The organism is Faecalibacterium hominis (ex Afrizal et al. 2022), from assembly GCF_049545105.1.
Classification (GTDB): Bacteria; Bacillota; Clostridia; order Oscillospirales; family Ruminococcaceae; genus Faecalibacterium; species Faecalibacterium duncaniae.
In genome coordinates this window covers 461,807-487,163 of sequence record NZ_CP186860.1, presented here as the reverse complement: position 1 = coordinate 487,163, position 25,357 = coordinate 461,807, and the positions used below count along the sequence as shown (strand labels likewise).

28 protein-coding genes and 1 tRNA gene are annotated in these 25,357 nt (G+C 54.8%); 13 read left to right on the top strand and 16 right to left on the bottom strand.

The window, feature by feature from the left end; all coding sequences use genetic code 11:
• The first annotated feature begins 1 nt into the window (after window position 1).
• The 9 genes from spoIIIAC (at window position 2) to ACKXGA_RS02475 (ending at window position 6,318) form a co-directional block, all read left to right on the top strand.
• Window positions 2-196, top strand: coding sequence for a stage III sporulation protein AC (gene spoIIIAC / locus ACKXGA_RS02515; RefSeq protein ID WP_005934292.1), 195 nt, complete (start codon window positions 2-4; stop codon window positions 194-196).
• On the top strand, window positions 193-576 hold the full coding sequence (locus tag ACKXGA_RS02510) for a SpoIIIAC/SpoIIIAD family protein (RefSeq protein ID WP_117535388.1): 384 nt from the start codon (window positions 193-195) through the stop codon (window positions 574-576). The genes spoIIIAC and ACKXGA_RS02510 overlap by 4 nt, the downstream gene beginning before the upstream one ends.
• Complete coding sequence (locus ACKXGA_RS02505; protein ID WP_117535389.1) at window positions 573-1,658, top strand: stage III sporulation protein AE; 1,086 nt, start codon at window positions 573-575, stop codon at window positions 1,656-1,658. Before ACKXGA_RS02510 ends, ACKXGA_RS02505 begins: the two co-directional genes overlap by 4 nt.
• Window positions 1,658-1,951, top strand: a complete 294-nt coding sequence (locus ACKXGA_RS02500; protein ID WP_097771138.1) for a hypothetical protein — start codon at window positions 1,658-1,660, stop codon at window positions 1,949-1,951. Before ACKXGA_RS02505 ends, ACKXGA_RS02500 begins: the two co-directional genes overlap by 1 nt.
• On the top strand, window positions 1,948-2,457 hold the full coding sequence (locus tag ACKXGA_RS02495) for a stage III sporulation protein AG (protein WP_117535390.1): 510 nt from the start codon (window positions 1,948-1,950) through the stop codon (window positions 2,455-2,457). The genes ACKXGA_RS02500 and ACKXGA_RS02495 overlap by 4 nt, the downstream gene beginning before the upstream one ends.
• A 30-nt stretch (window positions 2,458-2,487) precedes the next feature.
• Window positions 2,488-3,096, top strand: a complete 609-nt coding sequence (locus ACKXGA_RS02490) for a SpoIIIAH-like family protein (RefSeq protein WP_117535391.1) — start codon at window positions 2,488-2,490, stop codon at window positions 3,094-3,096.
• 97 nt (window positions 3,097-3,193) lie between these two features.
• On the top strand, window positions 3,194-4,606 hold the full coding sequence (radA, locus tag ACKXGA_RS02485; protein WP_082210792.1) for a DNA repair protein RadA: 1,413 nt from the start codon (window positions 3,194-3,196) through the stop codon (window positions 4,604-4,606).
• Between the two features lie 18 nt (window positions 4,607-4,624).
• Complete coding sequence (locus ACKXGA_RS02480; RefSeq protein ID WP_423730014.1) at window positions 4,625-5,812, top strand: tyrosine-type recombinase/integrase; 1,188 nt, start codon at window positions 4,625-4,627, stop codon at window positions 5,810-5,812.
• On the top strand, window positions 5,809-6,318 hold the full coding sequence (locus tag ACKXGA_RS02475) for a GNAT family N-acetyltransferase (protein ID WP_423730013.1): 510 nt from the start codon (window positions 5,809-5,811) through the stop codon (window positions 6,316-6,318). The genes ACKXGA_RS02480 and ACKXGA_RS02475 overlap by 4 nt, the downstream gene beginning before the upstream one ends.
• 253 nt (window positions 6,319-6,571) lie before the next feature.
• On the opposite strand, the gene ACKXGA_RS02470 is transcribed toward ACKXGA_RS02475, so the two are convergent.
• The 10 genes from ACKXGA_RS02470 to ACKXGA_RS02425 all read right to left on the bottom strand — a co-directional run bounded on the left by ACKXGA_RS02470 (window position 6,572) and on the right by ACKXGA_RS02425 (window position 17,543).
• Entirely contained in the window at window positions 6,572-7,402 is an 831-nt protein-coding gene (locus ACKXGA_RS02470; protein ID WP_423730012.1) for an N-acetylmuramoyl-L-alanine amidase, read from the bottom strand.
• Between the two features lie 86 nt (window positions 7,403-7,488).
• Window positions 7,489-9,900 (bottom strand): endonuclease MutS2, encoded by a 2,412-nt coding sequence (locus tag ACKXGA_RS02465; RefSeq protein WP_117476185.1) that lies wholly within the window; start codon window positions 9,898-9,900, stop codon window positions 7,489-7,491.
• A gap of 33 nt (window positions 9,901-9,933) precedes the next feature.
• A complete protein-coding gene (gene recO / locus ACKXGA_RS02460) occupies window positions 9,934-10,680 on the bottom strand; it encodes a DNA repair protein RecO (protein WP_098922348.1) in 747 nt (248 codons plus the stop codon).
• Between the two features lie 51 nt (window positions 10,681-10,731).
• Window positions 10,732-11,652 (bottom strand): GTPase Era, encoded by a 921-nt coding sequence (gene era / locus ACKXGA_RS02455; protein ID WP_005934257.1) that lies wholly within the window; start codon window positions 11,650-11,652, stop codon window positions 10,732-10,734.
• A gap of 51 nt (window positions 11,653-11,703) precedes the next feature.
• Entirely contained in the window at window positions 11,704-12,195 is a 492-nt protein-coding gene (gene ybeY / locus ACKXGA_RS02450) for an rRNA maturation RNase YbeY (RefSeq protein WP_423730011.1), read from the bottom strand.
• Between the two features lie 52 nt (window positions 12,196-12,247).
• On the bottom strand, window positions 12,248-13,210 hold the full coding sequence (locus ACKXGA_RS02445; protein WP_423730010.1) for a PhoH family protein: 963 nt from the start codon (window positions 13,208-13,210) through the stop codon (window positions 12,248-12,250).
• Window positions 13,211-13,429: 219 nt separating this feature from the next.
• The gene (locus ACKXGA_RS02440; RefSeq protein ID WP_423730009.1) at window positions 13,430-14,317 is read right to left on the bottom strand and encodes a sugar phosphate isomerase/epimerase family protein; all 888 of its coding nucleotides are present in this window, start codon (window positions 14,315-14,317) and stop codon (window positions 13,430-13,432) included.
• Between the two features lie 32 nt (window positions 14,318-14,349).
• Window positions 14,350-15,360: a Gfo/Idh/MocA family protein gene (locus tag ACKXGA_RS02435; RefSeq protein ID WP_423730008.1), complete on the bottom strand. Its 1,011-nt coding sequence runs from the start codon at window positions 15,358-15,360 to the stop codon at window positions 14,350-14,352.
• Window positions 15,361-15,416: 56 nt separating this feature from the next.
• On the bottom strand, window positions 15,417-16,643 hold the full coding sequence (locus ACKXGA_RS02430) for a Gfo/Idh/MocA family protein (RefSeq protein WP_117476187.1): 1,227 nt from the start codon (window positions 16,641-16,643) through the stop codon (window positions 15,417-15,419).
• A 27-nt stretch (window positions 16,644-16,670) separates the two neighbouring features.
• Complete coding sequence (locus tag ACKXGA_RS02425; RefSeq protein WP_005934239.1) at window positions 16,671-17,543, bottom strand: sugar phosphate isomerase/epimerase family protein; 873 nt, start codon at window positions 17,541-17,543, stop codon at window positions 16,671-16,673.
• Between the two features lie 427 nt (window positions 17,544-17,970).
• On the opposite strand from ACKXGA_RS02425, the gene ACKXGA_RS02420 reads away from it, so the two are divergent.
• Entirely contained in the window at window positions 17,971-18,180 is a 210-nt protein-coding gene (locus ACKXGA_RS02420; RefSeq protein ID WP_423730007.1) for a hypothetical protein, read from the top strand.
• Between the two features lie 77 nt (window positions 18,181-18,257).
• On the opposite strand, the gene ACKXGA_RS02415 is transcribed toward ACKXGA_RS02420, so the two are convergent.
• Complete coding sequence (locus tag ACKXGA_RS02415; protein ID WP_423730006.1) at window positions 18,258-18,698, bottom strand: hypothetical protein; 441 nt, start codon at window positions 18,696-18,698, stop codon at window positions 18,258-18,260.
• 276 nt (window positions 18,699-18,974) lie between these two features.
• Here ACKXGA_RS02415 and ACKXGA_RS02410 point away from each other — a divergent pair.
• A tRNA-Thr gene (locus ACKXGA_RS02410) sits at window positions 18,975-19,050 on the top strand.
• Window positions 19,051-19,126: 76 nt separating this feature from the next.
• On the opposite strand, the gene ACKXGA_RS02405 is transcribed toward ACKXGA_RS02410, so the two are convergent.
• From ACKXGA_RS02405 to queA, 5 genes are all read right to left on the bottom strand, one after another.
• Window positions 19,127-19,909 (bottom strand): hypothetical protein, encoded by a 783-nt coding sequence (locus ACKXGA_RS02405; RefSeq protein WP_423730005.1) that lies wholly within the window; start codon window positions 19,907-19,909, stop codon window positions 19,127-19,129.
• A gap of 36 nt (window positions 19,910-19,945) precedes the next feature.
• Complete coding sequence (locus ACKXGA_RS02400) at window positions 19,946-20,332, bottom strand: TIGR04086 family membrane protein (RefSeq protein ID WP_156064676.1); 387 nt, start codon at window positions 20,330-20,332, stop codon at window positions 19,946-19,948.
• 65 nt (window positions 20,333-20,397) lie between these two features.
• A complete protein-coding gene (yajC, locus tag ACKXGA_RS02395; protein WP_097771124.1) occupies window positions 20,398-20,718 on the bottom strand; it encodes a preprotein translocase subunit YajC in 321 nt (106 codons plus the stop codon).
• Between the two features lie 83 nt (window positions 20,719-20,801).
• A complete protein-coding gene (gene tgt, locus ACKXGA_RS02390) occupies window positions 20,802-21,947 on the bottom strand; it encodes a tRNA guanosine(34) transglycosylase Tgt (RefSeq protein WP_423730004.1) in 1,146 nt (381 codons plus the stop codon).
• A 143-nt stretch (window positions 21,948-22,090) separates the two neighbouring features.
• Window positions 22,091-23,119, bottom strand: coding sequence for a tRNA preQ1(34) S-adenosylmethionine ribosyltransferase-isomerase QueA (gene queA, locus ACKXGA_RS02385; protein ID WP_097771258.1), 1,029 nt, complete (start codon window positions 23,117-23,119; stop codon window positions 22,091-22,093).
• Window positions 23,120-23,272: 153 nt separating this feature from the next.
• Between queA and asd the strand changes: the two genes are divergently transcribed.
• Complete coding sequence (gene asd / locus ACKXGA_RS02380; protein ID WP_035394444.1) at window positions 23,273-24,355, top strand: aspartate-semialdehyde dehydrogenase; 1,083 nt, start codon at window positions 23,273-23,275, stop codon at window positions 24,353-24,355.
• 41 nt (window positions 24,356-24,396) lie between these two features.
• Complete coding sequence (gene dapA, locus ACKXGA_RS02375; protein WP_423730003.1) at window positions 24,397-25,293, top strand: 4-hydroxy-tetrahydrodipicolinate synthase; 897 nt, start codon at window positions 24,397-24,399, stop codon at window positions 25,291-25,293.
• Window positions 25,294-25,357 lie beyond the last annotated feature (64 nt).

Below are 25,357 nucleotides of genomic sequence, written 5' to 3'. Positions count from 1 at the left end.
GATGGAGATTGACCTTATCTTCAAAATTGCGGCCATTGGCATCATTGTTGCCGTGCTGAACCAACTGCTGATCCGCTCCGGGCGGGAGGATCAGGCAATGATGACGACATTGGCAGGTTTGGTGGTCGTGCTGTCCATCCTGGTCAAACAGATCAGTGTGCTGTTCGTTACCATCAAGTCGCTGTTTGCACTATGAGTGCAGCCGTGGCTGTGTTCGGCATTGCGCTGCTCGCGGCACTGCTCTATGCAGTTCTGGAAAAGCAGGCCACCGCCTATGCACTCCTGCTCTCCCTTGGGGCAGCGCTGGTGCTGCTGGTGCGGGCAGGGACAAGCATCCGGGCAGTACTTTCCGGCATAGCTCGCCTGGCTGGACAAGCTGACAGCGGGGCTTTTTCCTGCCTTGTACGGAGTGCGGCTATCGTTCTGCTGACAGATTATACCCGCACCCTGTGTGAGGAAGCCGGGGCAGAATCTTTAGGGTGGTGTGTTGGGCTGGCAGGTCGGTGTCTTGTACTGGCGGCGGCGTGGCCCTTGCTGGAAGAGATCCTGCAGACGATTGGGAGCATTGCAAGATGAAGAACTGGAAGTGGTGGGCTTTTCTGCTGGTGGGAACAAGCCTCTGCCTGTGCGCCCCGACAGCTATTGCAGCAGAGAGTGCCGGTTTGCACACACAGCTGCCGGGAGCAGAGCTCTGGCAGCCTTATCTTGACCAAAGCCCTGTGGATGCTTTGCAGGTAGCAGAAGACCCGTGGAGCGTTCTGCAAAGTTTTTGCACTTCGTCTCTGTTCCAGACACTGCGGGAAAGCATCCGCGGTTATGCCGCACTGCTGTTGTTTCTGCTCCTGTCTGCCATAGTCGGTCTGTTTCTGGGGGAGGAAGGGGATCACAGCTGGTGTGATCTTGTCTGCGCCGGTGGGTGCGGGATCCTTCTGTGGGAACCATTGCTTGAAATTGCCCGGCAGCTGTGCGCGCAGATTGAAAGCTGGAACCGCTTTCTCTCCGGTTTTCTTCCTGTCTATGCCGGTGTTCTGATCATGGGCGGTGAGACAAGTGCCGGGGCCGCCGCAAGCGGCTTTTTTCTGACATTGCTTTGTCTGCTGGCACAGGCCCTGACGGCCTTTGTACCGCCCATTCTGGAATGCTTCCTTGCATTGAGCATGGCTTGCTGCATCACGGAACAGAGCTGCCTGGGGAACCTGTGCAAAGCGGCAGGGACACTGCTGCAAAAGGGACTTTCCCTTACTGGAAAGCTGCTGGCTGCACTGCTGGGATTCCAGCGCATCTCTGCCGCACAGCTCGACCGAACGGCGCTTCGCACAGGACAGTTTCTCACCGGCACCATTCCCATTGTGGGGCAGAGTTTGAGCGATGCTTCCGAGGCTGTTCTGGCAGGCATCCAATTGCTCAAAAGCGGCCTTGGAATGGCCGCTATCCTGATTTTATTGGCTGAGTTTCTGCCACTGTATCTCGGGATGCTTGCACATCTGGGATGTATCGTTCTCTGCGGGACGCTGTGCAGCCTGACCGGAAACAACCGTGGACAGGCACTGCTTACCTGTTTTGCTTCCGCTGTCCGGTGTATGATGGCCTGTATCGCACTCTTTTTCGGGCTGGCCGTAACAGGAACCGCACTTCTTTTTATGCTGGGAGGCGTTTGATGCAGACATTGAAAAGCGCAGCTGTGGTCTTTTGCACTGCCTGTATCTGCGCAGAGCTGCTGGCCCGGCTCACAGGAAACAGCTGGGCCCGACGGTGCATAAAAGCCGTGGCTGGACTATATATTTTAGTGGTGCTTTTACAGGTCATCCCTCAGCTCCGGACAGAAGTTCAGTCCTTTTCTGTGCCGGATCTTTCGCCCGCATCCATGGGCACGCTGGAAGATGCCATTCGGGCTGAACTGGATGCCCGCAGCAGCGGACAGGAAGCAAAGGAGGGGGACCTTTCCGGATGAAGAGCAGGGAACAGAGCCTCTTTGCCGGTTTGCTCCAGAAGCAAAACCGCACCCAGCTCGCGATCATTCTGGGTGTGGCGGCAATGCTGCTGATCTTATTCTCAGAATTATTCTCGACCCCCGCAAAACCCGCAGCAAGTGCGGGCAGTTCTGCTGCTGTTTCAGAAACTGCCTACCGAGAGCAATTGGAAACACAGCTGAAAGAGCTGATCGAACAGCTCGATGGGGCAGGAAAGACCGTTGTGATGGTGACACTGGAAAGTGGGGAAGAAACGATCTATGCTGTGGATACGCAGTCCGGCCAGATGCAGAACCAGGAGACCCATGTTCTGCTGGAGGATGGCTCCGCCCTGGAAGAGACGACCTATCTGCCTGCCGTCTGCGGTGTGGCTGTTGTCTGTGATGGTGGGGGAGATGTCCGGGTCGCCGCCCGCATCACAGAGCTTGTCCGGGCACTGCTGGATCTTTCGGCCAATCGAATTTGTGTAGAACAGCGCAAAGGATAACGCACCATGTAATATAAGGAGGAAACAGCTATGAGAGCCATCTCGAAGAATACCCGCAAAGCAACAGCCATTACCCTGGCGGCGGCACTGGTCATTGCCGTTTATCTGAACTGGCAGTATGCCCGCACCGGCGTGACGCTGGAAGAGGATGCAGTCAACGTTTCTGCCGTCAGTCAGGAAACCGTTCCCGTTACGGATGAACTGATGACCGAAGCCGAGGCAGTTTCCAGTGCCAACAAGAATTATGGCGAAGCTCAGCTTGTGAGCGTTGCAAACAACAGCGGCTCCAAGTTCTTTGAGGAAGCGCGGCTCAAGCGGACCAAAGCCCACGATGAAGCCATGGACAGCATTCAGAAAGCGCTGAAATCCGCTTCTCTCTCCACGGAAGAAAAGAAGGAGTATACCAGCCAGCTGACCGGAAACCTTGCGGATCTCAACGCAGAAAACGAGATCGAGACAATGGTAAAGGCCAAGGGGTTTGCGGATTGCCTCTGCTTTCTGCAGTCGGGCCGGGCTGATCTGACTGTTATGACCTCGGGCGATGCCTTAACGGCCGCACAGGTAGCGCAGATCCGTGACATTGTGTTGAGCAAGAGCAGTGTGACAGCCCAGAATATCACCGTTGTTGAGGTAAAGTAAGGGAGCAGTTGCGGCAGACAACAGAATGTGGTAAACTAAAAAAGAACAATGAAATTGAGCGCCGCTTTTCCAGCGGCGTTTTTGCAGGGAGTGCACCATGAAGGAACCAAAGCTCAAAACTGTTTACGTCTGCTCCAACTGCGGCGAAACCAGCCCGCGCTGGATGGGCCGCTGCCCCAGCTGCGGCAGCTGGAATACCATGAATGAGGATGTTGTTGCGGAAGCGCCCAAGGCGGGGCTTTCCAGCAGCAAAGCGGCAGCACCTGCCCGGCAGGAGGGTGTTACCTCGCTGACGGCCCGGCGGTTGGCCGATATCAGCACTACGGAAGAGAAAAGCCGCATCCTGACCGGCATATCGGAACTTGACCGGGTGCTGGGCGGCGGCATTGTGCTGGGCGGCGTGGTTCTGCTCAGCGGAGAACCGGGTGTTGGCAAATCTACGATGCTTTTGCAGCTCTGCGGTGCCATCTCCAACCAGCATTCTGTTCTGTATATCACGGGTGAGGAATCTGTCCGTCAGGTCAAACTGCGTGCTGCACGGTTGAAAGTGCCGCAGGAGAACATCTATCTTGCTGCGGAGAACGATGTGGACGAGATCTGCGGCCTGATCGAAAAGGAAAAGCCTGAACTTGTAGTCATCGACTCTATCCAGACGATGCGCTGCATGGATCTTTCTTCCTCGGCCGGCACGGTCAGTCAGGTCAAGGAGAGCGCCGCCCGTCTGCTGGCGGTAGCCAAAAAGCAGGAGATCCCCATGTTCATTGTGGGCCATGTCAACAAAGACGGAGCCATTGCAGGCCCCAAGGTCATGGAGCACATCGTGGATACTGTGCTCTACTTTGAGGGCGACAAAATGCTGCCTTATCGTATTCTGCGGGCTGCCAAGAACCGCTATGGCTCCACCAATGAACTGGGCATGTTTGATATGACAGGGCAGGGGCTGGAGGAGATCGAAAATCCTTCCCAGATGCTTTTGGAAGGCCGTCCGCTGGGGGTTTCCGGCAACTGCGTCGCCTGTACGATGGAGGGCAGCCGCCCCATTCTAAGCGAGATCCAGGCCCTTGCCACCAAAACGAATTTCCCGGCACCGCGCCGTGCCTGCAGCGGCTATGATTATAACCGCATGAATCTGCTCATTGCCGTTCTGGAAAAGCGGGCAGGGTATTTCTTTGGCAATCTGGATGTCTATATCAACATAGTGGGCGGCATTGCCCTGCGGGATACTGCCTGCGATCTGGCGGTCTGCCTGTGTATGGTGTCGTCTCTGCTGGACTGCCCCGTGAGCGATAAGCTCATTGCCATTGGAGAAGTGGGTCTGGGCGGTGAGGTGCGCAGTGTGCCCAACCTTGAACAACGCCTGCGGGAAGCCGAGCGCATCGGCTTTGAGCGGGCTGTGGTGCCAAAACATAGCCTTGCCCACCTGAACCCGGCAGATTATCCGGGCATGAAGCTGATAGGTGCGGCTTATATCTCGGATGCGATCCATGCATTGAAATCAGACCGGTTGTAACGAATTTACGGAGAAACTATGTCAATCTATCTTGATGAAAAAAATCCGGGCAAGCATCCGCCGTTTGATGATGCTTCGCCGGATATTGTGGAATATGTGCGGTACCTGGAGGTGATCGCGGGCAAAAGCGCCAACACGGCCTTCAGTTATTACTGCGATCTGCGCGGTTTTTCTCGTTTTATGAAACGCCGCCGCGGGCTGGTTCCGGCAGATACGGAGATCAAGGATATTGACCCCAAGGGTCTGGATACAGCCTTCTGGGGCAGTGTGAGGAAAGAGGACATCTATGAATATCTCTATTTCCTGAACCGCGAATGCGGCAACAAAAAATCCTCGACCGCCCGGCGGCTGGCCAGCCTGCACGGCTTTTATGATTATCTGGTCAATCAGGTCAATAAGCTGACAGAAAATCCGACCGCCTCCATCAAGCCGCCCAAGCAGGATAAGGTCCTGCCCAAATACCTGACAGCGGAACAGTCCATGGATCTGCTGGAGAGCACGCAATATCAGAGCGATTTTCCGGAGCGGGATTACTGCATGGTGGTGCTGTTCCTGAACTGCGGAATGCGGCTTTCTGAGTTGGTGGGCATGGATCTGGGCGATATCGACCTGGAACAGCGGCAAATCAGGCTCTTTGGCAAGGGCCACAAGGAACGGATGGTCTATCTGAATGAGGCCTGTGTCGAAGCCCTGCAGCTCTACTTAGCCAAACGCAACACGATGGAGGGCCTGAATCCAAAGGAAAAGGCCGTATTTGTGACCCGCCGCCGGAAGGAACGCATTTCCAACCGCAGGGTGGAGCAGCTCGTCACCGGTGCCATGAAAGCGGCCGGGCTCAAGGGCTTTTCCACCCATAAGCTGCGTCACACTGCGGCAACGCTGATGTATCAGACCGGCAATGTGGATATTCTGACCCTCAAGCAGCTGCTGGGTCACAGCAGTGTGGGTACAACGCAAATTTATACGCATCTGCAAGAATTTCAGGTGCGTGCCGCTATTGAGCAGAACCCGCTGGGCACGGTCACACCCGAAAAAACACGCTTGGATACAACAAAACGGGCAGCAGGGGAGAACAGAGGGGAAAATAACGCCGATTCGATGGATGTTGAAGAAGCTGCCAGCCCGATGGAAGCTTTTGAGGGTGCTGCCAATGATGGCATCCGGGTGGATATCTCTTCTATGCCCGGGGATAAGGAAACTGTATGAACTATATCAACTTCTCTAAGAGCTATCATGTGCGGATGTTGACAGAACGCGATATTCCGCTGATTTTAGCTCTTTGTGAGAAAAACACACAGTTTTATGAACATTGTCCGCCATTTGTAACTGAGGAAAGCATCCGAAATGATATGCGTGTTTTGCCGCAGCGCAAAATGGACGAACCTCAGGATAAGTATTATCTCGGATTTTTTGATGATGCCGAGCAGCTTGTGGCTGTGTTGGACTTTATTGACCATTATCCAACGGAACGAAGCTGCTTCATCGGATTCTTTATGATGGAGCGTTCTGTACAGGGACATGGCATTGGAAGCAGGATCATCACAGAACTGTGTACGTATCTGCACAGTCTGGGTTACGAGTATATCCGGCTGGGTTATGTGGATGGCAACAAGCAAAGTGAATCGTTCTGGAAAAAGAATCAGTTCACAGATACCGGATTGAGAGATCACACGCAGGATTATACGGTCATTGTAATGAACCGGATGCTGTAATGGATCAATAACAGGAAAAACGCGTGTAAAAAACGCAAAATACACAATTACTGTAAAACAGGCCGCCGGAGCTCAAATCGAGCCGAGGCGGCCTTATAAACGCCCAAAACTAGAAAAGAGGGCTTTTCCACTCCCCTTTGTTTCGCATAACCTGCATTATACGAAAATATAATAATCAAAAAATCAGACCCTCCTCTCTCTTCCCGCTGCTGGTTCTGAGATCTCAGAGGGTCTGACCGATCATATGTACCCATCACTCTTCCGGCAATGGTGTGGTTTCAAAGTATGCGCAGATCGCTTCATAGTATGCACGCGCCGTCCGCTTACATCCGTCCTCACTGCCGAACCGGGCTACATCGGCATCGCTGGTCACAAAACACTGCTCCGCCAGCACGGCTGGACAATTTACATCTTCCAGAATCGTAAAGCTGCGCTCTACCCGCACTTCCTTGTGGCTGCTCTCCACCAGCTGTTTTACTTCCCCTTGGTAATAGATATATCGGATTCCCCCGCGTCCCCGCAGGCTGGCCCCTGCCGCCTGCATAGCCCCGGCAAGCTGCTTTGCAAAATAATAGCTCTCCTGATGGTATGCTCGTCCCGGAACAGCCGGATAACATTCAAACCCGGCTGCGCTGGAGCCTTCGGGTGCTGAATTACCATGGATGGACAGCAACAAATCCGGGTCCTGTGCATTGGCAGCAGCGGCGCGCTCAGCGGGTTTTGCGGTGCTGTCGTAACTTTCCCGGGTGGTCAGTGGGATATAATTGGGGTCACGCTCCAGCCAGGCATTCAAAGCCTCCGCTGTGGCAGCGGTCATCTCGCTTTCCTGCACCACTCCCCTTGCACCCGGATCTGAGCCGCCATGTCCTGCATCGATCACAATACGGTACGGCGGCTCACCGATGGTCGGACGAAAATCATCATCGTCCACGGTCGGTGTTGGCTGTCCAATGGAGAAAGCCGCCTGCCACAGATACAGCCCAAAACTGACACCAATAAAACAGAGAACCAGAACCACTGCGCTGCCAAAGGAAAAGCCATTGCCCCTTTTCTTTCTTTTGCGCTGTACCGAATGTTTTGCCATGATGACTTCCCTGCCGTTTTATAAGAAACGCCCGCCCAAAGAATGATCTTCCGGACGGGCGCTGCCGGGAAACTCCCGGTATGTTTTTACTTCAATTCAACCACGGTCACACCGCTCTCGCCCTCACCATAACGGCCCAGCCGAAAGCTTTTTACCATCCGGTTTCCGCGCAGATGTTTGTGGATCGCAGTGCGCAGAGCACCGGTACCGTTGCCATGGATCAGGTACACCACTGTCTGCCCATTCAGAATGGCGCGATCGATATAAGCATCCACCTCAGGCAGAGCCTCATCCACAGTCAGGCCCAGCAGATTCAGCTCCATTTTGGCCGAACGCTGCACACGCTCTACCTTGCCGTTGGGCCGGTTTGCATCGCCCGTCAGGCGGGAATAGCGCTGCTGTGCCCTGGTTTTGGGCTGAGGCTCTTTGATGAGCTTATCCGGCTGCTTCAGGCCCTTGAGCGGGACCTTGGTCTTGATGATGCCGGCACGCACCAGAACATCGCCGTTTTTATCCGGCAGTGCCAGCACGGTGGCCAGCTGGTTGAGCTCTGCAATGCAGACCTCCTGCCCTACCTTGACTTCTTTCAGTGGGACAAACTCCTTGACAGGGTTATGCACCACCTCGGTACCGATAAAGAGCTTTTCAGACTCTTTCTTTGCGATCTCGCGGGCACGTTGGGCTTTCTGCTGGGTGCTCAGGCGCTCGTCCTTCTGCAGCTGGCGCAGCTCATCGGTCAGTGCATATGCCTTGCTTTCCACCTGCTGTGCCAGCGCACGGGCCTTGGCACGGGCAGCTTCCAACTCGTTTTCGCCCTGCTGGATCAATTCATCCCGCTTTTTTTGAGCGGCCTCCAGTTGGTGAGAAGCCTCATTCTTCAGCTCCTCCACCTCGTCCTGGCTCTCTTTCAGCTGCAGCTTCAGGTCGTCCAGCTGGCCCAAAACTGCATCCAGGCGCTTATCCTCGGCAGACAGATGCTGTTGGGCTGCCTCAATGACACGCTCCGGAATGCCCAGCTTCTCACTGATGAGAAAGGCGTTGGACTTGCCGGGCACACCTACGCTCAGCTTGTAAGTCGGGCGCAGTGTCTCCAGATCAAACTCGCAGCTGGCATTGACTACACCCTTGGTTTCCAGCGCAAACACCTTCAGTTCGGCGTAGTGAGTGGTTGCCATCAGCAGCACACCGCGGCGGCGCAGTTCCTCGATGATGGCCACGGCCAGCGCTGCACCTTCGGCAGGGTCAGTACCCGCGCCAAGCTCATCCAATAACACCAGCGTGTGCGGCATGGCGAGTTCCAAAATGCCGGTAATTTTCTTCATGTGGCCGGAGAAAGTAGAAAGGCTCTGTTCGATGCTCTGCTCATCACCGATGTCCACAAGAAACTCATCGAACACGCAGATCTCACTGCGTTCATCGGCAGGGATCAGGAAGCCGCACTGTGCCATTGCACACAGCAGACCCGCCGTTTTCAGGGTGACGGTTTTACCACCGGTGTTCGGGCCGGTGATGATGAGCGAATCGTACTCTTTCCCCAACGCAATGTCCACAGGCACGCACTTTTTGGGGTCAATGAGCGGATGACGCGCCCGGATGAGCGAAAAGGAGCTGTCGGTGCGGACAGAGGGCTTGAATGCCTTCATATCCAGAGCCAGACGAGCCTTTGCCAACAGCACATCAATTTCCAGCATTGCCTTGTAGCTGTACTGGAACTGAGGCTCAATGGCGGCTACCTGTGCCGTAAATGCCACCAGAATGCGTTCGATCTCCTGCGCCTCCTGTGCACGGTACTGCAGAATGCGTGCATTTGCTTCCACGACCGCCTGCGGCTCCACAAAGACGGTGGCACCGGTGGACGAGACATCGTGGATGATGCCGCTCACCTCGCCGCGATACTCGCTCTTAACGGGCACAACATACCGTCCATTACGAATGGAGACCACACTCTCCTGCAAATACTTGGAGGTATCCATATTGCGGACCATGCTTTCCAGCCGGTCGCGGATACTGTTTTCCGTAGCGCGGATCTTTTTGCGCAGCTCGTTTAGGGTGTGGGAAGCCGTGTCTGCCATGGCATCCGGAGCCAGAATGGCGCTGGAGATCTGCTGCTCCAGCCCGGGCTGAGGTGCCAGCGCGTAGAACAGATCATCTGTAGGCAGAGCATCATGTTCCGAGGAGCCATACCAGCTGGTCAGGTTCTGAAAGTTGCGCAGAGCGCCGGCCACCATCAGCAGTTCCCCCATGGAGAGCACACCGCCCTTGACCGCACGGGCTACCAGAGAGCTGACACCCTCTACCCCGCCAAAGCGCGGAGACCCGTTTTTGATGAGCAGACTGTTGATGGCATCGGTCTGTTCCAGCGCGTAACGTACTTCATCTGGGTCGCACTGAGGCTCCAGAGCCAGCAGCTGCTCTCTAGCTTCCTTGCACACGCAGCCCTCGGATGCACGCGCAATGATCTTATCAAGCTCTAAAGTTTTCAAATAGCTTGTTTCCATGTTTGTTCCCTATATCAAAATTGTTTATCCCGGTCAAGGCAGAACGGATTTTAAAAAGTCGTAACTTTTCAGCGGTTTGTCCAGGTGGGTCAAAGCGTAGCGCTCTGCCACCGCAGACAGCTTTGCCAGACTGCCGACCGAGATTTTAAATGCAAATATTTTCTTATCTTCTACAAGGCAGATATGACGCAGGGCATACAAGGCACCCATGTCCAGATTGCAGGTTTTGCCCGCCTTTTTCGCACAGTCCTCACAGAGCAGAATGCCCTCCTGCGGGTCAAGATAAAACGCGGGGCCATCGTATTTTTCACAGATCTTGCAGCAGACCAGCTGCGGCAGAAAGCCGCACTCGCTCATGGTGCGCAGCTCAAACACAGCCTTGACCACATGCAGGTCGGTTTTACCCTCGCTGATCATATACAGGCAGTTCAGCAGCAGGCGCAGTTCCTTGGCAGCTTCCTCCCCCGTAGGAGAAAGCGCCGCCGCCATCTCGGCAAGATACATGGCAAGGCTCATCCCCTCGATGGTGGAGGAAATGCCGTGAAATACGTTGCGCACTTCCGCTTCTCGGATGGTGTACATATTCCGGCCTGGCAGCAGCACAAATTCAGAGTAGCAAAAAAGCCCGCAGGCGCTGAATAATTTGTTCTTCAGCCGCAGGCTGCTCTGTGCTGAGGCCGAAATGACCCCCAGCTCCGGTGTAAGAATGGTCAGAATCCGGTCAGATTCCTTGTACCGGGTCTCTTTTAACACAAGCCCAGGTGTTACGATCGTATCCATCTGCATATTCTCCCTGCCCGAGCAGTGTCCCGGGCAATGTAAAGAGAAAAATCAACGATTATTCGGGTTCTGTTTGAAGCCAAAGTTGTTCAACAGAAACTCATTGTCCCGCCAATCTGCTTTGACCTTGACCCAGCACTGCAGGTTGACCCGGCAGCCAAGAAATTCCTCACAGTCCGCACGGGCAGAGCTGGCGATCTTTTTCAGCATCGCACCGCCCTTGCCAATGACCATGCCCTTATGGCTCTCGCGCTCGCAGTAGATATTTACATCGATATCCACCAGATCTGTACCGGGGCGCTCCTTGAAGCGCTCCACCACGACTGCAATGCCGTGCGGGATCTCATCCCGCATATACAGCAGTGCCTTTTCACGGATGACCTCCGCCACCAGTTCCTTTTCCGGCATATCGGTATAGGCATCATCGTCAAAGTAGTGTGGGCCCTCCACAGCATACTGGCTCAGGGCATCGAACAGTTCCTCACAGTGGTCGTCTGCCCGGACGCTTACGGTGTAAATGGCATCAAACACACCCAGCTCCTTGAGCTCAGCCTTGCGGGCTTCCAGATCAGCAGGCTCCTTGACAAGATCGGTCTTATTGATGACTGCAATGGCCGGGCCGCCGCTGCTGCGCAGAGCGTCCACCAGAACCATCTCCGGCTCATTCAGGGCACCGTATGGCTCAAACAGCATCATAGAGACATCCACATCCGCGATGGAATCGCTGGCCGTCTTGTCCATCCGCTTGCCAAGCTTATTGTGGGCCTTATGCACGCCCGGGGTGTCCAGCAAAACATACTGCAGGGGGCCGCGGGTCACAACACCGGTGATGCGGGTACGGGTCGTCTGGGGTTTGGAGGTGACAATGGCCACCTTCTCCCCCACCAGACGATTGGTCAGGCTGGATTTGCCCACGTTCGGGCGGCCGATGACCGCCACGAACACAGATGAGGTATCGTAATGCTGCTGCATGGGTGCTGCGTTTTTCAAAATAGAACTCCTATCCTTTGCCGATATCTTTGATCATTCCGTATAGCTGACGGTGCGGGGCAGGCCGAGCTGGATCAGCACAGCCTCTTCCTTTTCGCGCATCCGCATAGCTTCCAGACCACCGTTCTCATGGTCGTAGCCCAGCAGATGCAGCATGGAGTGAACGGTCAGGAAAGCGACTTCACGCTGCAACGGATGGCCGTAGAGCGTTGCCTGCTCCTGAGCACGTTCCATGCTGATGACGATATCCCCCAGCATCTTGCAGCCGTTGTTCTCATCCACATCGTAAACGCCGTTTTCTCCCAGAGGAAAGCTCAACACATCGGTGGGCATCGGCTTGTTGCGGTACTGGTTGTTCAGCTCTGCAATGGCAGCGTTATCCACAAAAGTCACGCTGATCTCAGCGGGCTCATCGAAGTGCTCATATTCCAGCACAGCATTGCAGGCGCGGCGGATCAGGATCCGCAGGCCCGAAGGCACTTTTACGGCTTTCTGTGAATTGGTGATCAAAACTTTATTGGACATAACATTCCTCTCCCTTCATTTTATGCTGCAATTGCAGCTTTCCGCGTCGGTTTCAACGCTTGGCCGGGTGCGCAGCCGCTTCGTAGGCCTTGATGATCTCCTGCACCAGACGATGGCGGACAACATCCTTCTCCGTAAAATAGCACTGTGCAATGCCATCCACGTTCTTGAGAATGTGCAGCGCATCCACAAGGCCGCTGCGGGTACGGTCCGGCAGATCGATCTGGGTCACATCGCCGGTCACAACCACCTTGGAACCTACACCCATACGGGTCAGAAACATCTTCATCTGCTCCGGTGTAGTGTTCTGCGCCTCATCCAGGATGATAAAGGAATCATCCAGCGTGCGTCCGCGCATATATGCCAGCGGAGCAACCTCAATGATCTGCTTTTCCACCAGGCGCTCATAGGTCTCAGCGCCCAGCATATCGAACAGGCCATCGTAGAGAGGGCGGAGGTAAGGGTCTACCTTCTGCTGCAGATCACCGGGCAGAAAACCCAGCTTCTCGCCTGCTTCCACGGCGGGGCGGGTCAGCACAATGCGGGAAACATCCTTGGCCTTGAACGCTTTGACCGCCATTGCAACGGCCAGATAGGTCTTGCCGGTACCGGCGGGACCCACGCCAAAGGTCACCGCGTTCTTGCGGATAGCATTCAGATATTCCTTTTGGCCCAGTGTCTTGGGGCGGATGGGGCGGCCCTTGACTGTGACCGTGACAAAATCCTCAGTCAGCTCCCGGACACGCTGCTCCTTTCCATCGTGAGCAAGGCTCAGGCAGTAGCGCACCGTCTGATCCTCCAGCGGCGTGTGGTTTTCGATCAGGAACAGCATTCCCTCCACGGCACGCACAGCAGCGGCCACATTGGCCTCCTCGCCAGAGAGGCGAAGCATCGTACCCCGGCAGACTGCCGTGACAGAGAACTCCTTTTCCAATAGACGAATGTTGCGGTCACAGTTGCCAAAGATGGCAGCGGCGATCTCCACACTATCCAACTCAATACTTTTTTCGGCCATGTAGCTCCTCCAGCGGTTTATGAATTTCCACATCTATTGTACCACCAAAGGCTCAAATAGAAAACTGTGAAACTTGCACAAAATATTTTCAACATTTTGGAGCGTGTTACAAAGCAGTACCCTGAAACATAAAAAATCGATGCTGCTCTGCATTTCCGCAAAACAGCATCGATTTCATTTATCGGATCGTAAAAAAACGACTCCTCAGAAACTTTTCAATTAGAACCAGTCACCGAAGCCCATCTTGACCAGATTGTCGTGGCTGATCTTCAGGCTATCGAACGGATCACGGCCATAGCAGTCATCCTGCTCCACCAGGAAGTACTCGCCGCCGCCCTCCAGGCCAGCCTGGATGATAGCGGACATATCCAGAGTGCCTTCGCCAACCTCAGCAAACTGCACAATGTTGGTGAAGTTGCTCATGAACTTCATCATGCCTTCCTTGCTGGTGAAGTCCACGCCGCCCTCGGGGATGGGCATCTCACCGATGCGGTAATCCTTCAGGTGGACCAGACGGATGCTGCCGGCATACTTCTTGATGAACTTGACAGGGTCCTGGCCGCCGCGGTGGATCCAGTGGCTGTCCAGCTCAAAGCCCAGAGCAGGTGCATTTGCGCGGATGATGTCCAGCAGGAACTCGCCGTCGTAACGAACGAACTCTACGTGATGGTTGTGGTAGTACAGGTCAATGCCGTCTTCCTTCAGCTTCAGAGCATACTCATTTGCTTCCTTGGCGAAGTCCACAGCCTTCTGGTAGTTGCCCATGCAGGTCATGGGCAGCATGCCGATGCGCAGCATATCGCAGTCCAGCTTACGGCAGTCCTCAACGATCTTCTTATAGTCGTCGGGATTGCACAGGAACTCGCCGGGCATACCGGGCAGCATGGGAGAAGTGGATGCGGTGCAGGAAGAGACATTCAGGCCCAGCTCATCGATAGCCTTGCGGAAGCCTGCAACGTTCTCAGCGGTCATGGGGACCTGAGAGATCTCAACGCAGTGATAGCCGATATCAGCCAGCTTGCCCATGCTCTCGTATGCATCGAAGTGAGGCATCTTAGCGGGGGCAATGGTGCTCATCTGAACACCGATCAAACCTTTGTTTGCCATGGTTCATTTCTCCTTCTATCTGTGTTTTGCGGTCACGGAGCAACGGGATGGCCAGCCTTGCTGCTTGCATGGATGGCATCGATCAGCCGGATGCTCATTTCCGCATCTCTTACATGGATGTAATCGTCTGTATTGTTCTCAATGGCGCGGTAGAATTTGTTGATCAGGATGCCATGAGAAGCACCAAAATAGAACTTGGCACCGGGCAGCTTCTCGTTCTCACTCAGCTTGGTGCGCACACCATCTGCGTCGATCCGGAACAGGGCATCATCCTCGATCAGGAAGGAAGCCTTTTCACAGGCAACCTTGATCTGGACGCTCTCGTTGGTGTAATCACAGTTGGTGGCAAAGAACACACCGTTTGCACCATTAGCAAAGTGCAGGCGGGCGGCCACGGTATCCTCGACCTCAATGCCGTAATCTGCCAGCTGATTCACCGAGCCATGGATGGCATCGATGTCGCCGCACAGGTAATACAGCAGATCCAGCGTGTGGACACTCTGGTTGATCATGCAGCCGCCGCCAGCAGTTTTCAGCTGGCCACGCCAGGGCTGTTCGTCATAGTAAGCCTTGCCGCGGAACCAGGGTACAAAGCCGCGGCAGCCGATGACCTTGCCATATTCGCCGCCATCGATGATCTTTTTCAGTTCAACGGTGGTGCGGTTCAGACGATTCTGCAGGCAGATGCCGATCTTGACCTCAGGATGCGCAGCCTCAAATTCCACGAACTCCTTGGCCTGTGCGGTGTTCAGACCCACCGGCTTCTCGCAGAAGACATTCACACCGTGGGAAGCAAAGTACTCCGACACGGGCACATGCAGGTAATGCGGCAGGCAGAGATGTACCACATCGGGATGCTCCTTTTCCAGAAGCTCCTCATAGTCCGTATAGAACGGCACAGCCTTTGCTGCAGCAGGCAGCTTTTCCTGCACAGCGGGATTGTTATCGCACACGGCACACAGTTCGATCTCAGGATTTGCCACAATGATGGGCAGATGAACCTGAAAGATGGTGCCGCAGCCAATGATCGCAGCTCTTTTCATGGAAACGCAACTCCTTGTAAGCCTGGAACAGGCATTGCTTTTTTCAGGGATACTGATTACTCGCGGACGGGGAACTTGCCCTCAGCCTCGATCAGCTTGTTCAGCTCAGCAGCATACTCCTCGGGATCGCAGGGGTTGGAGACCTCGCGGCCGGTCCATGCAGACAGCTGGCTGCTGTTTGCCAGGTTGACACCGTTGATGCCGTCCTCGCCGGGAGCCAGCAGCGGGCTGCCGGTCAGGATGTGAGCAGCAAAGTTCTGCATAACGGTGGTGTGCTGGAAGCCCCAGCCATCGTTGTTCTCAAAGGTCTCTTCGGTGTACAGCTTGGAGCCTGCACCGTTGCCGCTGGTCAGCATGGCAACTTCCATCATGTTCATGTGCTCGTTCAGGTAATCCTCAGTGCAGGGGTTGCCTTCCTTATCGATGTAGTGGTAGACATGAGCGGTCTTGCTGTTGTCAACAACGATCTTGCCGCCGTCCAGGTCGATCTCCAGACGATCGGTGCCGATGGCATCGTGGGTGCAGGTGGTGAAGGTGCCGGTAGCGCCGTTAGCGAACTCGACCAGCATGGTCACGTCGTTCTCAACGCCAATGTCACGATGGCAGCCGTTGATGTTCTTGGAGAAGACCTTCACGGGGATACCGCAGATCCACTGCCACAGGTCGAGCTGATGGGGAGCCTGGTTGACCAGGACACCGCCGCCTTCGCCGCCCCAGGTAGCACGCCATGCGCTCTGCTGGTAGTAGCTGTCCGGACGCCACCAGGAGTTGATCATCCACTGAGAGCGGCGGATCTCGCCCAGCTCACCGCTGGCAACGATCTCCTTGATCTTCTGGTACAGCTTGTTGGTACGCTGGTTGAACATGATGCCGAAGGAAACTTCGGGATGAGCCTTAGCGCAGGCGATCATCTTCTGAACATCCTTGCTGCGGACACCGGCGGGCTTCTCGCACAGAACGTTCATGCCATGCTCCATAGCGTAGATGGAGATCTCGTGGTGCAGGTAGTGAGGAACGGTGGTGATGATGGCATCAACAGTGCCGCTGGCGATCATATCCTTCCAATCCTTGAAGAAGGGCACATCGGGGTACTGCTCCTTGCACATCTTCTCCTTCTCGGGGTCGATATCACACAGAGCGCCCAGTGCGCAGTTGTCCGGGCACGGTGCGCAGACCATGCCGGGGAACGGAGCGGGAGCGTTGGTCAGGAAGCGAGCATAGCTGCCGCCCTGAGCACCGATACCGATCAGGCCATAACGAATCTTTCCTTCAGTCTTTTCCATTTGAATCTTCTCCTTTTTTCTGTTACGTTAGAATTTTGCCAGAATATCGCACAGTGCGTGATACTGTGCGGCGTAACCTTCAGCACCGTTTTTGTACTTGTTCTCACGGATGATGTTCTTTGCATCCGTGGTCTCAAGGCTCTGCAGGCTGTCAAACAGCACCAGATGCGGCTCCAGGGTCAGGAAGCCGGTATAGCCCTCTTCCACAATGGCCTTGTGCAGCAGCTCAGGAATCTTTCCCTCGCCGGTACCGCAGAGCACATTCTCCTTGTCGGTAGAAACGGCATCCTTAATGTGGATATATACAATGTACGGACGGAGAGCATCCCAGCACTTGGCGGTATCCTCGCCGCACTGTACAAAGTTTGCAAAGTCGAATGCGGACTTGAAGTGTGCGCTGTTCAGCGTCTGCATCAGGTCAACACAGCGGGAAAGAACATCACCATAGATATCCTTCTCGTTTTCGTGCATCAGGATCACGTCGTGCTTCTCAGCAATGGCAATGAACTTGCGCAGCTTCTCGATGACAGCGTCACGATAGTCGGCAGGATCCTTGCCTTCCGGCATAAAGAAGCTGAACATGCGGATGTACTTGCAATTCAGGACCTTAGCGATCTCGCACAGCGTTTCCAACTGAGCACACTGCTTTTCAAAGCCCTCTTCATCATCGATCTTGACCTTGCCAATGGGACTGCCCAGGCTGGAAACGCCAACACCAGCGGCCTGCAGGCGGGGCAGCAGATCGGTCTTGACTTCCTCAACGGTAAAGTCAGCGATTCCCTTTTTATCTGCACTGCGCAGGCTGATGTACTGCATTCCAAGCTCACGGACTGTCTTGAGCTGCTCATCAAAAGAAGAGCTGATCTCGTCGGCAAAGCCGGAAATATAAATATCCTTCATAAAAATCTCCTTTTTTGTGTAGGATACAAGCCTTACTATAACTAATATATCACAATTGTTAAAAAAATGCCGCACAAATCTTTTTCGGTTTTTTTAGCACATCGTGCAACAGAATTTGTTGTTTTGTTGCATATCATAAAATAAGGTGCCTCAAACCAATCTTGTGGGGTGAAAAAGGGAGAAAAACTGTGCAAAATGTCCATCTTTGACTTCGATTTCTTGGCAGCAAAAAACAGAGCAGCAGGATTTACAATGTAAACGGCACAGGATTTACACACGACAAACATCGAACAAACTGATATATTAGGTCTTGGAGATCGGCTCCTTTGATTCTTAAGGGCCGTGGCAGACTTTTAAAAATCGAAAAGGCCTGTCCCCCATGGGCAGGTTTGAGTTGTTTTCAGACCAATCAAAGGAGTTCAAACCCATGTCCAAGACGAAGACTGAGACCCCTGTCCTGCGCAATTCCGCTGATATCCCCTGGGAGGAGAACCGCCTGTATCTGCCTGCGGATGAGACCGAGGAAGAGAACAAAGCTCTTTACGAACGCCTCAAGAAAGAGATCGCAGACGGCCACCCGGTGGATGAATATAACAATGAAGTGATCTGCCGCCTGACCCCGCGTAATGCTGGTTGATGTAGATAGAACAAGCCAAATGCATCCGCTGGGAACAACTCCGCTTTCCGCAAGTCCGCCATCCCGTCTCACCCTCCTCAGTGAAGATAGAACGAAGCCATACATTTGGCCAGATCCTCTGGTCGTTCTGCAAAGTTTCCATAGCGCCAGCTGTTGAAAAATCCCATATATGCCCCGATGAACGAGTTGCGGAAGTATCGGTTTTCACCCGGCAATGAAACGGGCCATGGCACAAATTGTCTTGCGTCCCCGAATTCGATATTGGAGATCAGAACAAGAATGATCTTCTCGCTCAACGCATCGCTGAAAAAACTGGTCAAATGACAGTCCATCAGGACACAAAGGTTCTTTCGCTCCGCATACGTCCAGCGGAACAGTGCAGTCAGGTTTTTTTCCAGGGTACTGTACGCCGGCAGCTGCCCCGCAAGCAGGGTCATCTGCCGGTCGAGATAATAATCCAGCACGTCATCCTTGGATTCAAAACTGCGGTAAAAGGTTGTCCGGTCAAGGTCTGCCATGTGACACAGCTCTGTGACGGAGATCTTTTCCAGCGGCTTTTTCAGTAAAAGCTGAAACAGTGCAGTGCAAAATGCATCCTGATTTTTCTGCGCAACGGGGTTGATATGATTTGTGTACATTCTGCGCTGTGTTCAGCTCCTTCCTCAAGACGATTGGCTTTATTGTACCATATTCTCTGGAAAAAGCAATTTGATTTCACTGAAAGCGTTTTTTCAAAAAGAAATCTTGACAGTTATTTTCTTTTATGCTAAACTATCTATCGTTGCAAAACATTTGCTACTGTGGCTCAGTTGGTAGAGCAGTTCACTCGTAATGAACAGGCCGCCGGTTCAAGTCCGGCCAGTAGCTCCAAAATAAAAACTCCCGAGAATCAGCTTATGAGGCTGGTTTTCGGGAGTTTTTTTGTCCAGACATTTCTCTTTTCAGCTCATATAAGTTTCGCCTGCCCTGCCAGATACAGCATCCCCACTGCCGCACCGCAAAGCGGCAGAAGCAGAAACAACATCCGGGCAAACTGACCCAAAAGCGCGCCTGTGCTGGGGGCCTGTCCTCCACGCCCGAAGGCGGCTGAACAGAGCCTTCCGCTTACCTGCAGTGCGGATGCACCGAACGTGCACAGTGTTCCGGCCGCAAGGGATGCAGGGATACCGCAGACGCAGAGCAGCACAAATGCTGTCCGTGGGTTCAAATCCACAAGCAGCCTGGACGAAAGCAATCCGGAGCCTGTCCCATACAGCATCGCAAAAAGGAAGATGGGCAGCGGCCCCAGGGCGGAAAGCCCCAGGAACAGCACTGCCGTCAGTGCACCTGCCACAGTGAGAAATTCCGTTCGGAACAGGCGCACTGCCCCGGCGGCATCCTGCACAGAAAACAGGCTCTGCCAGCAGTTCAGGTAATAAGAAAGCGTTTCGGCATCGCCTGCCACGCAACGCGCTGCCGCCACACCCGCCAGAAAGGTCCCCAGAAGGTACGCCGCCGCCAGAAGGGCAATCCCCTCACTCGGCTTGCTGCGGCGTGCAGCGGCTCTCTCCGGTGTATTTCCGCACCTCTCAGAGAACGCCGCCGGGATGGATCGTCTTTCTTCCTGCGCTGTCTCAGGAAGAACTCCACGGTTCTTCTGTTTTAACGGCTCTTCCTGTGCTGTCGGCAGGATCGCTTCGGGCAGTGCCTTTCCCGCTGCGGCTTCCGGTGTTTCCTGATAGACCCACATACTTCCCTGTCCTCCTGATTTTTCTGCTGTAAATGATCAATGCCGGTGCCGTTCTGTACGCAGGATGCTGAACACCCCGCCCAGACAGCCAAAAACGAATACCAGTGCAAAGCGGGTCAGCTGCATTTCCGTTGGTTCAATGCCCTCCGAAAGACCGAACCCCAGCAGAAGCAGAACAAACAGTCCGCCCTGTATAGCACCGCAGATAAGACCTCTGCTGTGATAGAAAAAAGCCATGAGCCAGCCGCTGCAAAAGCTCCCGGCACAGACAATGGCACTGACCATGGGCCAGGCAGTGCTCTGCGCAAGGCTCTGGTTAGCCATCAGGTAGGCAAGCCCGGCCATGCAGGCGGCGGTTAATATTCCACCAATGCCGAATGCAGCCAGTGCTTCCAGGATGGGTAACTTCTTCTGTTCCAACATAAAAACCCGCCTCCCTGCACTACTGTATGCAGAGGGGCGGGTAAAAAAGACCTTGCTTTTAGAGATTACTTCTTTGCGTTGGCAGGAGCATTGTCCATGTTCAGCTTCTCAACAGAGCTGATCGCATTCTTGGTGAAGCGGATCTTCACACGGTCGGAACCGGTCTCCAGAACAAAGGTGTCCTCCTTGATGGCGACCACACGGCCAACAATACCGCCGATGGTCACGACCTGATCACCGATCTCCAGAGCTGCACGCATGGCAGCATCCTTCTTCTCCTGCTTCTTCTGGGGACGATAGATCATAAAGTAGAGCAGGACCAGCATCAGTGCCAGGGTGAAGAACAGGCTGATATAGCTTTCAGTGGTAGTAGTCAGAAATTGCATGGGACAAAGTCTCCTCTCAAAATTCAGATAAACTCATTATAACCGCTTCTGCTCCCTCTTGCAAGGGAAAAGCATGAAAAAGCTCAAATTCTTGTATCCAGCAGCTTGACATAACGGTCATGGAAGGCGGCAAAGGTGCCTGCATCCAGTTCATCGCGGATGCGCTCCATCAGGTGGTTGTAGAACCACAGGTTGTGCATAACGGCCAGACGCATGCCCAGCAGTTCCTCTGCCTTGAACAGGTGGCGGATATAGGCACGGGAGTAGTTCCGGCAGGCCGGGCAGCCACAGGTGGGGTCAATGGGGCGCTCGTCACGCTCATACTTTGCGTTCTTGATGTTGATGATGCCGCCCCAGGTATTCAGGTGGCCATGGCGGGCATTGCGGCTGGGCATGACGCAGTCAAACAGGTCCACGCCGCGGGAAACAGCCTCGATCATGTTGCCAGGGGTACCGACACCCATCAGATAGCGGATCTTATCCTTGGGCATATAAGGCTCCACCTCACTGATCATCTCGTACATCACCTCAGCAGGCTCACCCACGGCCAGACCGCCGATGGCGTAGCCGTCCAGCTCCAGCTCCGCGATCTGCTTCATGTGCTCTACACGCAGGTCAGCAAAGGTGCATCCCTGATTGATGCCGAAAAGCAGCTGGTCGGGGTTGGTGGCCTTGCCCTCCTGCTTCAGGCGGGCCATCTCAGCCTTGCAGCGCTTGAGCCAGCGGGTGGTGCGCTCACAGCTGGCTTTGGAGTATGCGTGCTGGGCAGGATTCTCCACACACTCATCAAAGGCCATTGCAATGGTGGAACCCAGGTTTGCCTGGATCTGCATACTCTCCTCAGGGCCCATAAAGATGCGGTGGCCGTCCAGATGGGAGGCAAAGGTCACGCCTTCCTCCGTGATCTTGCGCAGCTTGGACAGGCTGAACACCTGGAATCCGCCGCTGTCGGTCAGGATGGGGCCGTTCCAGCGGGTAAACTTGTGCAGGCCGCCCATATCGGCTACCAGCTGATCACCAGGACGCAGATGCAGGTGGTAGGTGTTGCAGAGCATCACCTGGGTGCCGATCTGCTGCAGATCCTGCGCGGACAGGCCGCCCTTGATGGCACCGGCGGTGGCAACATTCTGGAAAGCCGGGGTCTGCACCGTGCCGTGCACGGTCTTGAACTCACCCCGCCGGGCGTTGTGTTCCTGCTTGAGCAGCTTGAAAGTGGTCAAAGAAGGCATAAGTTTTTTCCTTTCTGTGTACGGAAAACAGCCGTACAGCCTTGTGCCGCCGGGCAGGCGGCAGGTTCAGAAGTGGTGGATACCGAGCTGCCGAAACGGATCCGGCAGTGTTTTGGGCTTTTGGGAGAGCGGGTGCTGAGGGATCACAGAATCAGCATCGCATCGCCGAAGGAAAAGAAGCGGTACTTTTCCTCTACGGCAACTTTATAGGCAGCCATGGTCTTTTCGTAGCCGTAGAGGGCAGAGACCAACATGATGAGGGTGCTTTCCGGCAGGTGGAAGTTGGTGATCAGGCCATCGATGCAGTTGAACTTGACACCCGGGTAGAGAAAAATAGAGGTATTGCCGCTGCAGGCCTTGATCTCGCCATATTTTGCGGCGGCGGCTTCCAGCGTGCGGCAGCTGGTGGTGCCAACGGCGATCACGCGGTGCCCGGCGGCCTTGGTTTCCCGGATGCGCTGAGCAGTCTCCTCGCTGATGGAATACCACTCGCTGTGCATCTTGTGATCCGTGATCTCGTCCTCCTGCACAGGGCGGAAGGTTCCCAGACCCACATGCAGGGTCACCTCGGCAATGCCGACACCCTTGGAACGGATGGTATCCATCAGCTCCGGGGTGAAGTGCAGGCCTGCCGTGGGTGCAGCAGCGCTGCCCAGCTCCTTGGCATAGACCGTCTGATACTGGCTCTGATCTTCCAACTGCTTGGTGATGTAGGGTGGCAGCGGCATCTTGCCAAATTCATCCAGTTTTTCATAAAGGGTCTCGGTGTCATAATAGAATGTAACAAACTTGTTGCCATCCTCCAGCGTTTCGTCCACCACAGCGGTCAGGGTGCCGTCACCAAAACTAACCTTGGTGCCGGGCTGCATCCGCTTGCCGGGCTTTGCCAGGCACTCCCACTGATCTCCCTTGACCTGCCGCAGAAGCAGCAGCTCACACACAGCACCGGTGGGCTGTTTGACACCCACGATGCGGGCGGGCAGCACCTTGGAGTTGTTGACCACCAGCAGGTCACCCGGCTCAAGATATTCCGGCAGATCGCGGAAGATCCGGTGCTGGATGCTGTCGTCCTTCTGGCTCAGAACCATGAGCCGGGCCGAGTCTCTGGGATCCGCAGGCTCCTGTGCAATGAGCTCTTTGGGTAAATCGTACCAAAAATCTTTTTTTAACATGCTTTGCATTTGCCTTTCCGATGATTGACACGAGTGCCGTATCAATGTTATCATAAAATCTGTATAAACAGTATCTATTATATTGCAAGGTCGGCTGGTTTGCAAGCCGTGTTCGATGTAAATTTGCTTTTATTGAAAGGAAAGGTGCTGGAAATGGAAAAACAGTATAAAGTTGGTATCGTTGGTGCAACGGGTATGGTGGGGCAGCGTTTTGTGACCCTGCTTGAGAATCATCCCTGGTTCAAGCTGACCACGCTGGCCGCATCCGGCCGCAGCGCAGGCAAGACCTATGAGGATGCCGTTGGCAGCCGCTGGGCAATGACTACCCCGATGCCCGAGAGCGTCAAGAAGATGGTCGTACTGGATGCCGCCAAGGTGGAAGAGGTCGCTTCTCAGGTCGATTTCATCTTCTGCGCAGTCAATATGCCCAAGGCCGAGATCAAGGCACTGGAAGAGGCTTACGCAAAGGCCGAGTGCCCTGTGGTCTCCAACAACAGCGCAAACCGCTTTACCCCGGATGTTCCCATGGTCGTGCCTGAGATCAACGCGGACCACATTGAGATCATCCCTGCCCAGCGCAAGCGTCTGGGTACCAAACGCGGCTTCATCGCGGTCAAGTCCAACTGCAGCCTGCAAAGCTATGTGCCTGCCCTGCATCCTCTGATGAAGGAGTTTGGTGTCAACAAGGCTCTGGTCTGCACCTATCAGGCCATTTCCGGTGCAGGCAAGACCTTTGACCGGATGCCCGAGATCGTAGATAACGTCATCCCCTACATCGGCGGTGAGGAAGAGAAGAGCGAGCGCGAGCCGCTGAAGCTGTGGGGCCACATCGAGGGCGATCAGATCGTCAACGCCGAGAAGCCCACGATCACCGCACAGTGCTTCCGTGTTCCCGTTTCTGACGGTCACACTGCCGCCGTGTTTGTAAGCTTTGACAAAAAGCCCACCCAGGAGCAGATGCTCGAGGCCTGGGCTAACTTCCGCGGCCCTGCACAGGAGCTGAACCTGCCCAGCGCACCCAAGCAGTTCCTGCACTACTTCACTGAGCCCGATCGTCCTCAGCCCAAGCTGGATCGCAATACAGAGAACGGCATGGCTGTCTGCATCGGCCGCCTGCGCGAGGACACCCTGTTTGACTACAAGTTCGCCTGCATGAGCCACAACACCCTGCGCGGCGCTGCAGGCGGTGCCGTGCTGCTGGCTGAGCTGCTGGCAGCAAAGGGCTATTTTGACTGAACAACACGTTCCTGACGGAGCGTACAAAGGAGTTTTATACTATGAAGAATCCTGTCTTTACCGGCGCGGCGGTGGCGATCATCACCCCCATGTACGAAGATGGCAGCATCAACTTTGATGAGCTGGGCCGCATCATTGAAGATCAGATCGCACGGGGCACCGATGCTATTGTGATCTGCGGCACTACCGGCGAATGCTCTACCATGACCGATGAGGAGCAGCTGGCCGCCATCAAGTTTACGGTCGAGACGGTCAACCACCGGGTGCCTGTTATTGCGGGTGCTGGTTCCAATGATACCGATCACGGCTGTGCACTGGCAGCAAAGTCCGCTGCCTGCGGTGCCGATGCCCTGCTGCTGGTGACCCCCTATTACAACAAGACCACGCAGGCAGGTCTGGTGGCTCACTTTACCGCTATGGCCGAGGCGGGCGGCATCCCTGTTATCCTGTATAATGTGCCTTCCCGTACCGGCCTGAACATCACCCCCGAGACAGCGCTGGAGCTGAGCCGGAATCCGCTCATCAACGGCATCAAGGAGGCCTCCGGCAACATCTCTCAGGTGGCCAAGATCGCTCAGCTGTGCGGCGACGAGCTGAACATCTACTCTGGCAACGATGATCAGGTGGTTCCCCTGCTGTCTCTGGGCGGCAAGGGTGTCATCAGTGTGGTCTCCAATGTCAAGCCTGAGCTGGTGCACAACTGCTGCAAGGCATGGTTTGAGGGTGACACCAAAACTGCCTGCAAGCTGCAGCTGGAGATCCTGCCCTTGGCGGATGCACTCTTCTGCGAAGTAAATCCCATCCCTGTCAAGTACGCCATGAATGTGCTGGGCTGGGAGGCCGGTCCCTGCCGTCTGCCGCTGGTCGAGCCCAGTGATGCCCACAAGGAGAAGATCGAGCAGGCATTGGCGGCTGCCGAAGGTCTGATTCAGGAATAAACGAAACAACGCACAATGCCCGGTGGAATTGGTTTCTCCCGGGCATTTGCCGTTACAACAGAAA

Excerpts from the sequence above, each read along its gene's own strand:
- ACKXGA_RS02445 (WP_423730010.1), bottom strand. The coding sequence starts at position 13,210 with ATGGCCGAAAAAAGTATTGAGTTGGATAGTGTGGAGATCGCCGCTGCC.
- ACKXGA_RS02495 (WP_117535390.1), top strand. The coding sequence starts at position 1,948 with ATGAAGAGCAGGGAACAGAGCCTCTTTGCCGGTTTGCTCCAGAAGCAA.
- radA (WP_082210792.1), top strand. The coding sequence starts at position 3,194 with ATGAAGGAACCAAAGCTCAAAACTGTTTACGTCTGCTCCAACTGCGGC.
- era (WP_005934257.1), bottom strand. The coding sequence starts at position 11,652 with ATGCAGCAGCATTACGATACCTCATCTGTGTTCGTGGCGGTCATCGGC.
- ACKXGA_RS02425 (WP_005934239.1), bottom strand. The coding sequence starts at position 17,543 with ATGAAGGATATTTATATTTCCGGCTTTGCCGACGAGATCAGCTCTTCT.
- ACKXGA_RS02470 (WP_423730012.1), bottom strand. The coding sequence starts at position 7,402 with ATGGCAAAACATTCGGTACAGCGCAAAAGAAAGAAAAGGGGCAATGGC.
- ACKXGA_RS02490 (WP_117535391.1), top strand. The coding sequence starts at position 2,488 with ATGAGAGCCATCTCGAAGAATACCCGCAAAGCAACAGCCATTACCCTG.
- asd (WP_035394444.1), top strand. The coding sequence starts at position 23,273 with ATGGAAAAACAGTATAAAGTTGGTATCGTTGGTGCAACGGGTATGGTG.
- ACKXGA_RS02510 (WP_117535388.1), top strand. The coding sequence starts at position 193 with ATGAGTGCAGCCGTGGCTGTGTTCGGCATTGCGCTGCTCGCGGCACTG.
- tgt (WP_423730004.1), bottom strand. The coding sequence starts at position 21,947 with ATGCCTTCTTTGACCACTTTCAAGCTGCTCAAGCAGGAACACAACGCC.
- ybeY (WP_423730011.1), bottom strand. The coding sequence starts at position 12,195 with ATGTCCAATAAAGTTTTGATCACCAATTCACAGAAAGCCGTAAAAGTG.
- ACKXGA_RS02430 (WP_117476187.1), bottom strand. The coding sequence starts at position 16,643 with ATGGAAAAGACTGAAGGAAAGATTCGTTATGGCCTGATCGGTATCGGT.
- ACKXGA_RS02405 (WP_423730005.1), bottom strand. The coding sequence starts at position 19,909 with ATGTGGGTCTATCAGGAAACACCGGAAGCCGCAGCGGGAAAGGCACTG.
- queA (WP_097771258.1), bottom strand. The coding sequence starts at position 23,119 with ATGTTAAAAAAAGATTTTTGGTACGATTTACCCAAAGAGCTCATTGCA.
- yajC (WP_097771124.1), bottom strand. The coding sequence starts at position 20,718 with ATGCAATTTCTGACTACTACCACTGAAAGCTATATCAGCCTGTTCTTC.
- ACKXGA_RS02505 (WP_117535389.1), top strand. The coding sequence starts at position 573 with ATGAAGAACTGGAAGTGGTGGGCTTTTCTGCTGGTGGGAACAAGCCTC.
- ACKXGA_RS02415 (WP_423730006.1), bottom strand. The coding sequence starts at position 18,698 with ATGGCAGACCTTGACCGGACAACCTTTTACCGCAGTTTTGAATCCAAG.
- ACKXGA_RS02465 (WP_117476185.1), bottom strand. The coding sequence starts at position 9,900 with ATGGAAACAAGCTATTTGAAAACTTTAGAGCTTGATAAGATCATTGCG.
- dapA (WP_423730003.1), top strand. The coding sequence starts at position 24,397 with ATGAAGAATCCTGTCTTTACCGGCGCGGCGGTGGCGATCATCACCCCC.
- ACKXGA_RS02420 (WP_423730007.1), top strand. The coding sequence starts at position 17,971 with ATGTCCAAGACGAAGACTGAGACCCCTGTCCTGCGCAATTCCGCTGAT.
- spoIIIAC (WP_005934292.1), top strand. The coding sequence starts at position 2 with ATGGAGATTGACCTTATCTTCAAAATTGCGGCCATTGGCATCATTGTT.
- ACKXGA_RS02500 (WP_097771138.1), top strand. The coding sequence starts at position 1,658 with ATGCAGACATTGAAAAGCGCAGCTGTGGTCTTTTGCACTGCCTGTATC.
- ACKXGA_RS02480 (WP_423730014.1), top strand. The coding sequence starts at position 4,625 with ATGTCAATCTATCTTGATGAAAAAAATCCGGGCAAGCATCCGCCGTTT.
- ACKXGA_RS02435 (WP_423730008.1), bottom strand. The coding sequence starts at position 15,360 with ATGAAAAGAGCTGCGATCATTGGCTGCGGCACCATCTTTCAGGTTCAT.
- ACKXGA_RS02400 (WP_156064676.1), bottom strand. The coding sequence starts at position 20,332 with ATGTTGGAACAGAAGAAGTTACCCATCCTGGAAGCACTGGCTGCATTC.
- ACKXGA_RS02440 (WP_423730009.1), bottom strand. The coding sequence starts at position 14,317 with ATGGCAAACAAAGGTTTGATCGGTGTTCAGATGAGCACCATTGCCCCC.
- ACKXGA_RS02475 (WP_423730013.1), top strand. The coding sequence starts at position 5,809 with ATGAACTATATCAACTTCTCTAAGAGCTATCATGTGCGGATGTTGACA.
- recO (WP_098922348.1), bottom strand. The coding sequence starts at position 10,680 with ATGGATACGATCGTAACACCTGGGCTTGTGTTAAAAGAGACCCGGTAC.